The organism is Amycolatopsis sp. NPDC048633 (genome assembly GCF_040650695.1).
In the GTDB taxonomy this organism is placed as follows: domain Bacteria; phylum Actinomycetota; class Actinomycetes; order Mycobacteriales; family Pseudonocardiaceae; genus Amycolatopsis.
Map to the genome: position 1 here is coordinate 130803 of NZ_JBEZHS010000002.1, position 12598 is coordinate 143400.

The following is a 12598-nucleotide window of genomic DNA, read 5'->3' on the forward strand; positions in this document are numbered from 1 at the left end:
TAGGATCGGCCCGGTGATCGAGCTGGTGCTCGGAACGCTCGACCTGGCGAAGGTGCGGTTCGCCCGGTCGCCGATGGACGAGCTCCGCGGCAGCGTCGACGTCCTGGCGGGCCGCCGCGGCGTGGACCTCCACCGCCCGTGGGTGTCGATGGCCCGCAGCCGGCTGGCCGGCCTCGACCTCACGGTTCTCTTCACCCTGCTGTCGCTCGACCACGCCTTCCCCGGATTCCTGAACCCGCTGACCGGGCCCGCCGACACGTTCGACGACCAGCTCGGCCGCGTGCGGGCCACCGACGACGCCGGTGTCCGGTGCTACTTCGACGAAAGCTGGGCGCCGGCGGAGATCCCGCCGGTGCTGCGGCCGCTGCACGACGACCCCGCGCGGGCGCTCGGGCCGCTCTGCGACCTGCTCGCCGCGTACTGGCGCGCGGTGATCGAGCCGGTGTGGCCGCGGCTGTGCTCGCTGCACGAGGCCGACTTCGCCCACCGGTCCGCGATGCTGACCGGCGGCGGGCTCGCCCGGCTCTTCGACGACCTCCACCCGCAGATCGAGTACGCGGGGGACCGGCTCCGCATCCTGTTGCCCCACCACGACGTCCGGCACCTCGTCAACGGCGTGGGCGTGCTGCTCAAGCCGAGCGCGTTCGGCTGGCCGCGGATCAGCGTCTGCGACGGCCACGACCAGGTGTCGATCGGCTATCCCGCGCGCGGGGTCGGCAGGCTGTGGGAACAGGCGCCGCCGGTCGCGCGGGCTCCGCTGGCGGACCTCGTCGGCCGCAGCCGGGCGGCGCTGCTCGTCCTGCTCGACCTGCCCCGGTCGACCACGGAGCTCGCGGAGCACCTCGGCGTCACGCCCGCGACGGTCAGCGAACACCTCGCCGTGCTGCGGCTGAACAACCTCGTGCGGTCCCGCCGCACCGGCCGGGTCGTGCTCTACGAACGCACCCCGCGCGGTGCCGGCCTGGTGCACGACGATTCGGTCGTGCCCTAATCGTCGTGCCCCCGCGGTCGCCACGGCGACCATGGGAGCACGGATCGGGGCAGGGAGGCCGGGGATGCGCGGGACGGACGTGGCGGACGCGGTGGTGCGGATCATCGTGCGGGACGGGCTGGCGGCGGTGACCGCGCCGGCCGTCGCCGCCGAGGCGCGGCGGTCACCGGAGTGGGTGGCGCACCACGCCGCCGCCGAAGAACTGTTGCTGCGCTTGACCCTCACGAACACCGTCGACGCCGTCGACCGCCGGATCGCCGCCGCACGGCACGAGCCCGGCCTGCTCGGCACGCTGGCCGGGCAGGCGGCGCCGGATCTCGCCGTGCACCGGTCGTGGCTGGGGCTGCTCGTCCGCTCGGCGGCGGGCCCGGATCTCGCCGACCCGCTGCGTCTGCGCTTCGGCGCCACCCACCGGGATCTCCACGCCCGCGTCGCCACCACGGATCCCGCAGGCGGGTGCGCGGCTCGCACGACCTCGGCGCTGGTGGACGGTCTCACCGCCCACGTGCTGATCGGCGCGTGCACGCCGCGCGAAGCGGCCGAAGCCCTGGCCGCCCACCTGGACGGGTGAGTCTCAGCGGGTGGGGAAGTCCGGCAGCGTGAGCGCCGAGTGCTCGGGCCGCGGCGTGGGCGCCGGGACCTTCGTGAGCTTCCGGAGCGCGGCGTTGCGCTCTTCGAGGGCCTCCGCCGTGGCCGGGAACAGCGTGGCCTTGCCTTCGCTCACCAAGGCCTGGTTGCGTTCGACGAAGTCCCGCACCCGGCTCTCGTAGGCCGCGAAGGCCGCCGTGTGGTCGGGGATCGTGGCCAGCGCGTGGCCGAGGACGTACGCCCCGACGAGGGCGAGGCTCGTGCCCTGGCCGGTCAGGAACGACGGCGCGTACCCCGCGTCGCCGACGAGCGCGACCCGGCCGTCCGACCACCGTGGCAGGTGGATCTGGCTGACGACGTCGAAGAACAGATCGTCCGCCTCGCGCATCGCCTCGACCATGCGCGGGATCTCCCAGCCTTCGCCGGCGAAGGTCCCGGCGACCAGATCGCGCTGGGCGTCGGGGTTCCGGAACGCCTCGATCGGCGGGTTCGGGCGGGCGAAGACCAGGAAACCGTGGATTTCCTTGCTTTCGAGGACCGCGTAGAGCGCCGCGCCCTTGCCCGGGGTGCTCCACGTGAGCCCTTCGCGGTGGAGGCCGAAGTCGTTGGGCATGGTGAACCCGGCGAAGCTGTAGCCGAGGTAGTGGTGGAACTGCTCTTCGTCGCCGAAGATCAGCTCGCGGGTGTTCGAGTGCAGGCCGTCGGCGCCGAACACCAGGTCGAAGGTGTCCTGCCGGCCGCTCCGGAAAGTGACGTCGACGCCGCTTTCGTGCTGCGTCAGGGTTTCGATGCTGTCGCCGAAGCGGAAGTCGACGTCGTCGCGCACGAGGTCGTAGAGGGTGCTCGTGAGGTCGCCCCGGCGGATCTCGACGTCTTCGCTCTCGACACCGCCGACGATCGCGTTGGGCTCCAGGGCGGCGATCTCGCTGCCGTCGGTGTCGAGGAAGGTCAGCAGGCGGGTGGAGATGTGCAGGTCCCGCAGGCGGGGCAGGATCCCCATCCGCCGGGCGGCGTCCAGGGCGGTGCCGCGAATGTCGATCGGGTAGCCGCTGTCCCGGATCGTGGCCGACTTCTCGACGACGGTCACGGCGAAACCGGCCTTCCGCAGCCAGAAGGCCAGCGCGGGACCGGCGATGCTCGCGCCCGAGATCAGGACGGTGCGTGGTGTGGTGTTCATGACAACCCCCGATAGCTAAGTTAGGTATCTATGTCGCAGGTGCGACAATGCCGAGGAAGTACCTGCGGCATGAGGCAACTATATACCTAAGTTAGTTATCTAAGGGGTGTGATGGCCGCCACCGAAACCGGCGACGGGCCCGAGCTGCGTGCCGTGCTGCCCCGGCTCGTGCAGCTGGGCAACCTGATGAACCGCAGCGGCCTGGGGGAGCGGGCGATGAAGCAGGTCGGCGCCGACCTCGACCGGCCGGGCCTGTCGATCATCCTCGCCCTGCACATGACCGGGAAGGCGATGCGCGTCGGCGAGATCGCGGACCGCATGCAGGTCGCCGGGCCGCACGTCACGCGGCACCTGCACATCCTCGAACGCCGCCGGCTGGTGCACGGCCTGGCCGACCCCGACGACCGGCGCGCCCGCCTGGTGGAGCTGACCCCCGACGGCGCCGACTTGGCCGACCGGTACGTCACCACGGTGCTCGGCTGGTTCGGCGAGGCCCTGTCGGGGTGGTCCGCGACGGACCGCCGGACTTTCTACGACCTGCTGCTGCGCTTCACCGATGACCTCGCGGCGTTCCTCTCGGCGACGAGCGAAGAGGACTGACCTTCGCGGCGTCCGCTGGTTCGCTCTGAGCGAACCGCGGTAACGCATTCCGTGCACAGGCATTCTGCCCTATTTGATGATATCCTTGCCGTGTTCGAACCATCGGTTCCGATGAATTCCCGCCCCGTCTGCTTTCCTGCCCGGCGAGATCAATCGACCTGACGCAGCCGCCGCCTTTTATGGTGCTGCCGGCGCCTTTGCTCTGCTGCCCGCGACACGAGAAGCCGCTTGTTCCACGCGAGCGTGCGCGTGGACCGATGTGAAGGGGAATGTCCATGAACGACGCTGTTCTGGCCCAGACTGTCAACATCAACCCCGGCCTCGCCGCCATCGGCTACGGACTGGGCGCGATCGGCCCGGGAATCGGAGTCGGGCTGATTTTCGCGGCCGTCATCAATGGTACCGCGCGTCAGCCGGAAGCGCGAGGAAAACTACAGTCGATCGGTTACTCGACCTTCGTGCTGACCGAAGTCCTCGCGTTGATCGGTATCGTCGTGTACTTCATCGCGTCCACCAAGTGAGCTCGGCGCCTGCGCGTGGCGTCCCCGCGCGCAGGCGCCGCCGTCCGTGTTGGATAGGTTACATAGTTTGACTGTAACGAAACATCAGGGCTAGCGTGAAGGCGAGACGTTCTTGACCCGACGCGCTCGTCGCGAAACTCGAAGAGGAAAGGCAAAAGTCATGACCGAAGTCATCGGAGGTCTGGAGGTCCCCGACACCGCAGCGGTCGCCGAAGCGACGAAGCACCTCCAGGAGACGGCCGGCCCGCTCGTCTACCACCACTCCCGCCGGGTGTACTTCTTCGGGCGGATCCACGCCGAGCGGCTCGGTGCGGACCCGGATCCCGAGCTGCTCTACCTGGCCGCCATGTTCCACGACACCGGGCTCGCGACGCCGTTCTCCGATGTGGAGCAGCGCTTCGAGGTCGATGGCGCCGACCATGGGCGCAAGTTCCTGCTGGACCGCGGGTTCTCCGCCTCGGCCGCGGAAACCGTGTGGACGGCGATCGCGCTGCACACGACGCCCGGCATCCCCGGCCGGATGGGCCCGGAGATCGCCACCACGCACTTCGGCGTGCTGACCGACATCGTCGGGTTCGGGCTCGGCGAGCTGGACACCGACCGGGTCGCCGAGATCGTCGCCGCGCACCCGCGGGGCGACTTCAAGAACGAGTTCCTGGCCGCCTACTTCGAGGGGCAGAAGAACCGCCCGGACACCACCAACGGCACCGTGAACGCCGACGTCATCGAACACTTCCTCCCCGGGTTCCGGCGCACGACCACCGTCGAGCGCGTCCTCGGGTCCGCCTGGCCCAGCTGAACCGGAGCAGTCATGAAAGCCATCACCGCCACCGACCGGGACGCGGGTATCGGCGGGCTCACCCTGACCGACGTGCCCCACCCACACGCCGCCGAGAACGACGTCATCGTGCGGGTCCACGCCGCCGGCTTCACCCCCGGCGAGCTCAGCTGGCCCGGCAGCTGGACCGACCGCGCCGGCCGTGACCGCACGCCCAGCGTGCCCGGGCACGAGCTGGCCGGGGTCGTCACCGAGCTGGGCTACGGCACCACCGGCCTCACCGTCGGTCAGCGCGTGTTCGGCCTCGCCGACTGGACGCGCAACGGCGCACTGGCCGAGTACACCGCCGTCGAGGCGCGCAACCTCGCGCCGCTGGCCGCCGACATCGACTTCACCGTGGCCGCGGCGCTGCCGATCTCCGGGCTGACCGCGTGGCAAGGGCTGTTCGACCACGGCGGGCTCACCACCGGCCAGACCGTGCTGATCCACGGTGCCGCCGGCGGCGTGGGCTCGATCGCCGTCCAGCTCGCCCGCGAGGCGGGTGCCCGGGTGATCGCGACCGGCCGCCCCGACGCTCGCGACCTCGTGCTCGGCCTCGGTGCCCACGCTTTCCAGAGTCCGGACGCCGACGGAGAGCAAGCCGACGTGGTCTTCGACGTCATCGGCGGCGACGTCCTCGCGAAGTCGGCCGCGCTGGTGCGTCCCGGCGGCACCCTGGTGACCATCGCCGAGCCGCCGACGGTCCGGCCGCAGGATGGCCGCGCCGTCTTCTTCGTGGTCGAACCCGACCGCGCCCGGCTCGCGGACCTGGCCCAGCGGGTCCGGGATGGACGCCTGAAGCTCCTGGTCGGCGAGGTGCGCCCGCTCGCCGAGACGGCCGACGCGTTCGCCCGCCGCCGGCGCACCCCCGGCAAGACGATCATCCAGGTCGCGACGGACTGACGAGCCGGCCTTCGGGCACCCGGAAGACCTGGCGGAGCACGCCGATCCACCAGAGGAACGTCAGCGCGATGATCGTCGGGTTCTTCACGAACAGCAGGACGGCCAGGTAGGTCTGCCGGGCCGCTTCCGGCAGCAGCGCGGACACGACGTGCTCGGCCAGGACCTCGAACACGGCGAACGCCGCACCGAGGAACGCGCCCTGCCACAGCAGGCTGCGCCAGTGCTCGCGGACGAACGTGCGAGCGGCGCTCCAGCGCAGCGTCTGCCCGCGCATCGCGATCCGCCAGACCAGCACGACCAGCGCGATCCGGGCGGCCAGTACGACGACCTCGGACGCGAGGGCGACGCCGTGGGGGACCTCCCGCGTCCAGTTGACGACGATCAACCGCTGGACCGACGCCACCGACGACAGGCCGACGACCAGGCCGAGGTGCCCGGTGTAGCAGCGCCACGCCCAGCTCGGCACTTCGAGTGCCCGCTTCAGTTCGCTCATGGCCCCAGCTCCAATACTTTAGTTCACTGAACTATTTAGTTCAGCATACTGAAATATCTGGCCGGGTAAAGTGACGGCATGGAAGGTCGGGATGCCGGACGGGAGCTGAGCACCGCGGTGGTCGCGTTCCACGAGGCGGTGGGCGCGAGCCTGGGCGTGACCGCGGTGGACCAGCGTGCGCTGGCGGTGATCGCGGGCGCCGGGTCGGTCTCGGCGGGGGATCTCGCCAAGGAGATCGGACTGACGCCGGGAGCGGTCACGGGCGTCGTGGACCGGCTCGAGCGGGCGGGCCTGGCCCACCGGGCGCCGGACCCGGAAGACCGGCGCCGGCTGGTGATCACGGCGGTGCCCGGCGCGTTCGGAGCGGTCTTCGCCGGGCTCGACCGGGCGATGGCGAAGCTGACAGCGCGCTACTCGCCGGCCGAGCAGGGGGTGATCGCGGACTGGGTGGCGCACACGATCGACGTCCTGCGGGAGCAGACGCGGGCGCTCGGGCGGTAGCCGGAACCGCGCCGCGAGCGGAAGTGCTCGCGACGCGGCTCCGGGGGACTCAGCGGGTTTCCGCGGCGCAGAACACGTCGTGCGCCGGGCGCGAGCCGGTCTCCAGGAACTCGGTCACCGTGCTGTTCCCGCACTGGTTCGGCGAGAACAGGTAGGCGCCGTGGCCGCCCTGGTCGATCGTCACCATCCGGGCGCGGTCGCCGAACGCCGTGCGCAGCTTGCGGGCGTTGACCAGCGGCGTCCCCGGGTCACGCTCGTTCTGCACCATCAGCACGTTCGCCGGGCCCCGGCCGGTGATCCGGACCTTCGGCTCCACCGGCGCCGACGGCCAGAACGCGCACGCCGCGATGTTGGCCGTGGCCGCGCCGATCAGCGGGTACCGGATCCGGTCGACCGCCACGTCGACCTGGTAGCCCGCCACCGACCGCGGCCAGGCCGTGTCCCCGCACAGCACGGCGAACCGGGCCGACAGGAGGTTTTCGGCCCCGGCCGGGACCGGCAGCTTCGGCGCGCGGCCCTGGTCCAGGGTCTGCCACTGTTCGGCCAGCGGCTTCAGGTCGGTGGAGTACAGCCCCTCGAACGTCAGGCCGCGGAAGACCGATCCGGTGAATTCCTCGACCGGCGCCCGGTCCAGCCGCGTCGCCAGCTCGTAGTACTTCGCGGTCACCTGCGCCGGCGTCGTGCCGAGCCCGTACTCCGGGTGGGCCGCGGCGAACTTCGCGAAGTCCGGGAAGCGGTCCTCCATCCCACGGCCGAAGCCGCGCATCGCGCCGATGTCGTAGCCGTCCGGCCCGAGGTTGCTGTCGAGCACGAACCGGTCGCTGCGCTCGGGGAACATGCTCGTGTACACCGCACCCAGGTACGTGCCGTACGAGGCACCGAGATAGGACACAGTGGACTCACCGAGCGCCTGGCGGATGCGGTCCATGTCCCGCGCGGTGTTCGCCGTCGTGACGTACGGCAGCATCGACCCGGTCGCCGCATCGGCGCACTGCCGGGCTTCCGTCTTCGCGAGCTTCGCCTGCTTGACGACGTCGGCCGGGCCGTGCGCGTACGGCAGGTTGCCGACGGCCATCTGGTCCGCGGTCAGGTCGCAGGTCACCGGGGTGCTGCGCCCGACGCCGCGCGGGTCGAAGCCGATCACGTCGTACTCGTCGAGCACGCTCTGCGGCAGTTTCACCAGCTTCAGCAGCTGCGGGTAGTCCAGCCCGACGCCGCCGGGCCCGCCCGGGTTCGTCAGCAGGACGCCCCGCCGTTTCTCCGGGTTCTTGCTCGGCAGGCGCGAGACCGCGACGTCGATCATCCGGCCCTCCGGCTTCCGGTAGTCCAGCGGGACCTTCAGCGTCGTGCACTGCAGGTCCGGCGTCGGGAAGGCTCCGGCCGGGCACGGGCCCCAGGTCGGTGCGTTCGGTGCCGCGGCCGCGGACGGCACCACGACGGTCGCGCCGAGCACGGCGACGGCGACGGCCAGCAAGGTTGTGCGCATCGGATTCCCTCTCTCGTTTCGCGCCGCGGTCAGCGGCGCGGTTCCCAGCGGAAGAGCCGCGTGGCCAGCACGACGGCGACGACGACCCAGGCCAAGGTCGGTCCGAAGAGGACCAGTGAGTCGGCGACCGGGCGGCCGCCGTTCCAGGCGTCGAGCACCAGCTCGGTCGCGGAGCCGCCCGGCAGCAGGCGCTTGAGCAGCGTGAGGTCGCCGGTGCCGGTGACCCCGACCCAGCCGGACACGGCGATCACGCCGAGGCTGACCGGCAGCGTGGTGACCTGCGCGTGTTCGGGCGAGTTCGTCAGGCCCGCCGTGGCCAGGCCGAGCGCGAGCATCATGGCCACGACGGACACCACGGCCGCGACCAGCAGCACCGGGTTCGCCGGCGTCCCGGCGACCATGGCCAGCGCGCCCAGGATGACGGCGATCTGGAGCACCGACAGCACGGTGATCGGCAGCAGCAGCCCGCCGAGGATGCCGGCGTCGCCCGCCGCCGTGGAGCGCAGGCGCTTGAGGAACAGGTTCTGGCGGCGGGAGGCCAGCGTGGTCACCGTCGTGGTGTAGAGCCCGATGCCGGCCACGAAGAACAACGCCAGCGTGGCGATGTAGCCGAGGCTGCCGACTTCGGTGAAGAGGTCGTGCTTGGCGACGAAGAACGCGCTGAGCGCGGCCGGCAGCACCAGCGCGGTGACCAGGACGAGCCGGTTGCGGAAGATCTGGATCAGCTCGCCGCGAGCGATCGTGAGCATGGCGGAGGTCCTTTCTCAGGAGTTGTCGATGGCGCGGAAGACGTCGTCGAGCCGCGTGGGCCCGGCCTGGAGGTCGCGCAGCTCCACGGCGTGGTCCTGCGCCCAGCCGAGCAGCGTGTGCAGGTCCTTCTGCAGCGCGAAGGTCTCGACGAGGAACTTGCCGTCCGCCCCGCGCGTGGCGAGCAGCGGCGGCGCCGGCGCGTGCGGCGCGAGACCGAAGTGGATGGTGGCCGGCAGGGTCCGCGTCAGCTCGGCGACGGTGCCCTCGCGGTGGAACGCGCCCTGGTGCATCAGCCCGATGCGGTCGGCGCGCTGCTGGGCTTCTTCGAGGTAGTGGGTGGTCAGGACGACGGTCGAGCCGTCCTCGCGCAGGCGGTCGACGGCATCCCAGAGCGCGTCGCGCGACTGGATGTCCAGGCCGGTGGTGGGCTCGTCGAGGAAGACCAGTTCGGGGGTGCCGTACACGGCGGTGGCGAAGTCCAGCCGCCGCTTCTCGCCGCCGGAGAGCTGGCCGACCTTCGTCGTGGCCTTGCGGGTCAGGCCGACCATGCCGAGCACCCGCCCGACGTCGTCGGTGCGCTCGGTGAGCCGCCCGATCAGCCCGACGCTCTCCCGGACGGTCAAGTCCGGGGAGAACCCGCTCTCCTGCAACATGATCCCCATCCGGGGCCGGACCGCGGCGCGGTCCCGGGGGTCCTGCCCGAACACCCGGACGGCGCCGGAGGTCGGCGCGCGGTGGCCTTCGACGGTCTCCAGGGTCGAGGTCTTCCCGGCGCCGTTGGTACCGAGCAGGGCGTAGAGCTCCCCGCGTTCCACTTGGAACGAAAGGTCTTTGACGGCGGCGAAGTCGCCGTAGGTGAGGTTCAGGCGGTCGACGTCGATGACGGGTGTCGTGGACATGCTCAGATTCCAGCGGGAACGGCGCCCGCCCGGCAGTGTGCTGACGTCACCCCGACACATGACGCAGTGTCACTGGTGGTGCCCGCCGATCCCGATACGCTCGGCTCATGGAGGTGCCGATGATCGCGCGCAGGAGTTCCTGGACCGGCGGGGCGGTCCAGGAACGGCTGCGCCGGCTGAACCTGATCACGACGGTCCCCCCGCTCGCGTTCGTCGGCATGCTGCTGCTGGTGCTGACCGCCCGGTCGTGGTGGCACGTCGTGATCCAGCTGGTCGGGCTGGTCGCGGCCCTGGCGACCGCCGAGCGCTGGACCGCGGGCGACTACCTCCGCGTCGCGCGGCCCAGCCTGGTCGTCACCGCCGTGGTGTGGCTGGCCGGCGCGCTGACCGACGACTCCGCCGCGTTCTACGGCCTGTCGCTCGTGGGGTCGTTCCTCATCCCGCCGCTGCGGCGCCACCGGTTCGCGGCCCTCGTCGGGCTCGGGATGCTGGTCGCCGTCCTGGGCTCGGCGAACCTGCTGGTGCACGACGACCGCGTCGGGACGCGGCTGGTGCAGTACGTCGCCGTTCCCGCGGTCGCCGTGCTGATCTCGACCGCGTTCATGTTCGCCAGCCAGAAGTTCTTCGACCTGATCGCGGAGCTCGAGCAGTCGCGCGAGCGGGAGGCGGAGCTGGCCGTGATCCGGGAGCGCGTGCGCTTCGCCGGCGACCTGCACGACATCCAGGGCCACACGCTGCACGTGGTGAAGCTCAAGGTCGCGCTCGCCGAGAAGCTGCTGGACAGCGACGTCGACCGGGCGCGCGCGGAGCTGGGGGAGGTGCGGAGCCTGGTCGGCGACACGATCGTCCAGACCAAGGAGCTCGCCTACGCGCAGCGGCGGCTCAACCTGTCCGCGGAGCTGGAGAACGCGAAGAACCTCTTCGAGGCCGCGGGCATCCACGTGCGCGTCGATCGGGAGTCCGAAGTGGACGCTCGCGCGGGTGAGCTGCTCGGCCAGGTCCTGCGCGAGACGACGACGAACATCCTGCGCCACGCCCAGGCGCGGCAGGTGCGGATCACGCTTTCGCGGTGCGGGATCGCCATCGTCAACGACGGCGCGGCCGAAGACGGCCCGCCCGAGCTCAGCGGGCTCTCGGCGTTGCGGCACCGCCTGGTGGAGAACGGCGGCGAGCTGGAAGTGTCGCGAGCGGACGGCCGGTTCCGGACGGCGGCGTCCCTTCCGGCGATGAAGACCCGGGAGGACGGCCGATGACCACCGTGGTGCTCGCCGACGACGAGGCCCTGCTCCGCAAGGCGCTGGCGGCGCTGCTGCCGCTGGAGGGCGAAATCACCGTGCTCGCCGAGGCCGAAGACGGCGAACAGGCGGTGGCGGCCACGCTGCGGCACCGCCCGGACGTGCTCGTCATCGACCTCGAAATGCCCACTGTGGACGGTCTCGGCGCGGTGGCGGAGATCCGGCGCTCGCGGCCGGAGCAGGTGATCCTGATGCTGACCCGCCACGCCCGCCCCGGCGTGCTCCGGAAGGCGCTGAAACTGGGGGTCCAGGGGTTCGTCAGCAAGTCGGCGGAACCGGCGCACATCACCTCGGTGATCCGGACGCTGCACGCGGGCAAGCGCTGGATCGACCCGGACGTCTCCGCGCTCGCGGTGGTCGACGACTGCCCGCTGACCGACCGCGAGCTCGACGTCCTGCGCGCGACCCGGGAAGGGTTTTCGGTGGCCGACATCGCCGGGCAGCTGCACCTGGCGGAGGGCACGGTGCGGAACTACCTGTCGAACGCGATGCAGAAGACCCAGACCCGCACCCGCCACGAAGCGGCGCGGTACGCCCGCGAGCACGACTGGCTCTAGGCACCGGGAGCGTGCTGGACCTCGCCGGCCGGCGAGGTCCACCCGCGGTGGGTTTCGCCGTCAGCCGACCGGGAACTTGACCGCCGTGAGCTCCTCCGAAACCGTCCACAGGCGCCGCTGGATCCCCGCGTCGTAGGACTGCGGGGTGGACGTGACCACCTGCGGGCGTCCGCGGTAGCCGCCGGGGCCCGCGGGGCCGTAGTACTGGCCGCCGAGGGCCGCGGGGTCCGTCGCCGCCCGGAGAGTCGGGAGGGCGCCGCGCTCCGAGCTCTGGGTGAACAGCGGGGCGACCACGGGAAAGAGGGTGCGGGCGATCGCGGGGGAGTTGCGCATCAGCTCCGTGCGGGCCACGCCCGGGTGGGCGGCGATCGACGTCGTCGTGCCGTGCGGGGCGAGACGGCGCTGCAGTTCGTAGGCGAACATCAGGTTCGCGAGCTTGGCCTGCCCGTAGGCCGCGACGCGGTCGTAGGAGTTCTCCCACTGCAGGTCGTCGAAGTGGATCGAGGCGCGGATGCGGTGGGCGATGCTCGCGACCGTGACCACCCGGGAGTCCGCGACCGGCAGCAGCAGGTCGAGCAGCAGGCCGGTGAACGCGAAGTGCCCGAGGTGGTTCGTGCCGAACTGCAGCTCGAACCCGTCCCGGGTGGTCTGCTTCGGCGGGTACATGACGCCGGCGTTGTTGATCAGCAGGTCGATCTTCGGCAGCGTCCCGTGCAGGTCGGCCGCGGCGGCCCGGACGGAGTCCAGGGACCCCAGGTCCAGCTCCTGAACGGTGACGTCGGCGTTCGCGCCGAGCCGGGCGGCGGCCCGCTTGCCCTTTTCGACGTCGCGGACGGCCAGCACCACCGTCGCGCCGCGCTCGGCCAGCACCTTCGCGGTGTCGAACCCGAGTCCGGTGTTGGCTCCGGTGATGACGGCGACGCGGCCCTGCTGGCTCGGTACGTCGCGTTCGGTCCAGTTCTCGCCCATGGCGTTCCCTCCGTGGCGGCCCTTTCGGACCGGCGGTCTGTTATGAGGACG

Annotated in this window: 15 protein-coding genes; 9 read left to right on the forward strand and 6 right to left on the reverse strand. The window is 71.4% G+C overall.

Annotated elements, in window-relative coordinates:
* The first annotated feature begins 13 nt into the window (after positions 1-13).
* On the forward strand, positions 14-991 hold the full coding sequence (locus tag AB0C38_RS07065; protein WP_360667869.1) for a helix-turn-helix domain-containing protein: 978 nt from the start codon (positions 14-16) through the stop codon (positions 989-991).
* A gap of 64 nt (positions 992-1055) precedes the next feature.
* Positions 1056-1562 (forward strand): hypothetical protein, encoded by a 507-nt coding sequence (locus tag AB0C38_RS07070; protein WP_360667872.1) that lies wholly within the window; start codon positions 1056-1058, stop codon positions 1560-1562.
* A 3-nt stretch (positions 1563-1565) separates the two neighbouring features.
* Here the strand turns inward: AB0C38_RS07070 and AB0C38_RS07075 are convergent, their stop codons facing one another.
* Positions 1566-2756, reverse strand: coding sequence for an FAD-dependent monooxygenase (locus AB0C38_RS07075; RefSeq protein ID WP_360667873.1), 1191 nt, complete (start codon positions 2754-2756; stop codon positions 1566-1568).
* Positions 2757-2867: 111 nt separating this feature from the next.
* Between AB0C38_RS07075 and AB0C38_RS07080 the strand changes: the two genes are divergently transcribed.
* From AB0C38_RS07080 to AB0C38_RS07095, 4 genes are all read left to right on the forward strand, one after another.
* Positions 2868-3356, forward strand: a complete 489-nt coding sequence (locus tag AB0C38_RS07080) for a MarR family transcriptional regulator (RefSeq protein ID WP_360667876.1) — start codon at positions 2868-2870, stop codon at positions 3354-3356.
* Positions 3357-3631: 275 nt separating this feature from the next.
* Positions 3632-3877 (forward strand): ATP F0F1 synthase subunit C, encoded by a 246-nt coding sequence (locus AB0C38_RS07085; protein ID WP_360667879.1) that lies wholly within the window; start codon positions 3632-3634, stop codon positions 3875-3877.
* Between the two features lie 160 nt (positions 3878-4037).
* Positions 4038-4676 (forward strand): HD domain-containing protein, encoded by a 639-nt coding sequence (locus AB0C38_RS07090; protein WP_360667882.1) that lies wholly within the window; start codon positions 4038-4040, stop codon positions 4674-4676.
* A gap of 12 nt (positions 4677-4688) precedes the next feature.
* Positions 4689-5597 (forward strand): NADP-dependent oxidoreductase, encoded by a 909-nt coding sequence (locus tag AB0C38_RS07095; protein ID WP_360667885.1) that lies wholly within the window; start codon positions 4689-4691, stop codon positions 5595-5597.
* Here AB0C38_RS07095 and AB0C38_RS07100 read toward each other — a convergent pair.
* Complete coding sequence (locus tag AB0C38_RS07100) at positions 5575-6090, reverse strand: hypothetical protein (RefSeq protein WP_360667888.1); 516 nt, start codon at positions 6088-6090, stop codon at positions 5575-5577. The two genes, AB0C38_RS07095 and AB0C38_RS07100, sit on opposite strands and share 23 nt — an antisense overlap.
* A 78-nt stretch (positions 6091-6168) precedes the next feature.
* Between AB0C38_RS07100 and AB0C38_RS07105 the strand changes: the two genes are divergently transcribed.
* Positions 6169-6591, forward strand: a complete 423-nt coding sequence (locus tag AB0C38_RS07105) for a MarR family transcriptional regulator (RefSeq protein ID WP_360667891.1) — start codon at positions 6169-6171, stop codon at positions 6589-6591.
* Between the two features lie 49 nt (positions 6592-6640).
* On the opposite strand, the gene AB0C38_RS07110 is transcribed toward AB0C38_RS07105, so the two are convergent.
* The 3 genes from AB0C38_RS07110 to AB0C38_RS07120 are packed head-to-tail and all read right to left on the reverse strand — an operon-like array spanning position 6641 to position 9726.
* Positions 6641-8077 (reverse strand): alpha/beta hydrolase, encoded by a 1437-nt coding sequence (locus tag AB0C38_RS07110; RefSeq protein ID WP_360667894.1) that lies wholly within the window; start codon positions 8075-8077, stop codon positions 6641-6643.
* A 29-nt stretch (positions 8078-8106) separates the two neighbouring features.
* Positions 8107-8826 (reverse strand): ABC transporter permease, encoded by a 720-nt coding sequence (locus AB0C38_RS07115; RefSeq protein WP_360667897.1) that lies wholly within the window; start codon positions 8824-8826, stop codon positions 8107-8109.
* 15 nt (positions 8827-8841) lie between these two features.
* A complete protein-coding gene (locus tag AB0C38_RS07120; RefSeq protein ID WP_360667900.1) occupies positions 8842-9726 on the reverse strand; it encodes an ABC transporter ATP-binding protein in 885 nt (294 codons plus the stop codon).
* Positions 9727-9833: 107 nt separating this feature from the next.
* On the opposite strand from AB0C38_RS07120, the gene AB0C38_RS07125 reads away from it, so the two are divergent.
* Together AB0C38_RS07125 and AB0C38_RS07130 are read left to right on the forward strand one after the other, a co-directional pair.
* Positions 9834-10979, forward strand: a complete 1146-nt coding sequence (locus AB0C38_RS07125; protein WP_360667903.1) for a histidine kinase — start codon at positions 9834-9836, stop codon at positions 10977-10979.
* Positions 10976-11578 carry a response regulator transcription factor gene (locus AB0C38_RS07130; RefSeq protein WP_360667906.1) on the forward strand — a complete coding sequence of 201 codons (603 nt, stop codon included), beginning with the start codon at positions 10976-10978 and terminating at the stop codon, positions 11576-11578. The genes AB0C38_RS07125 and AB0C38_RS07130 overlap by 4 nt, the downstream gene beginning before the upstream one ends.
* Before the next feature lie 60 nt (positions 11579-11638).
* Here AB0C38_RS07130 and AB0C38_RS07135 read toward each other — a convergent pair whose 3' ends face one another.
* The gene (locus AB0C38_RS07135) at positions 11639-12547 is read right to left on the reverse strand and encodes an SDR family NAD(P)-dependent oxidoreductase (RefSeq protein ID WP_360667909.1); all 909 of its coding nucleotides are present in this window, start codon (positions 12545-12547) and stop codon (positions 11639-11641) included.
* Positions 12548-12598: the final 51 nt, after the last annotated feature.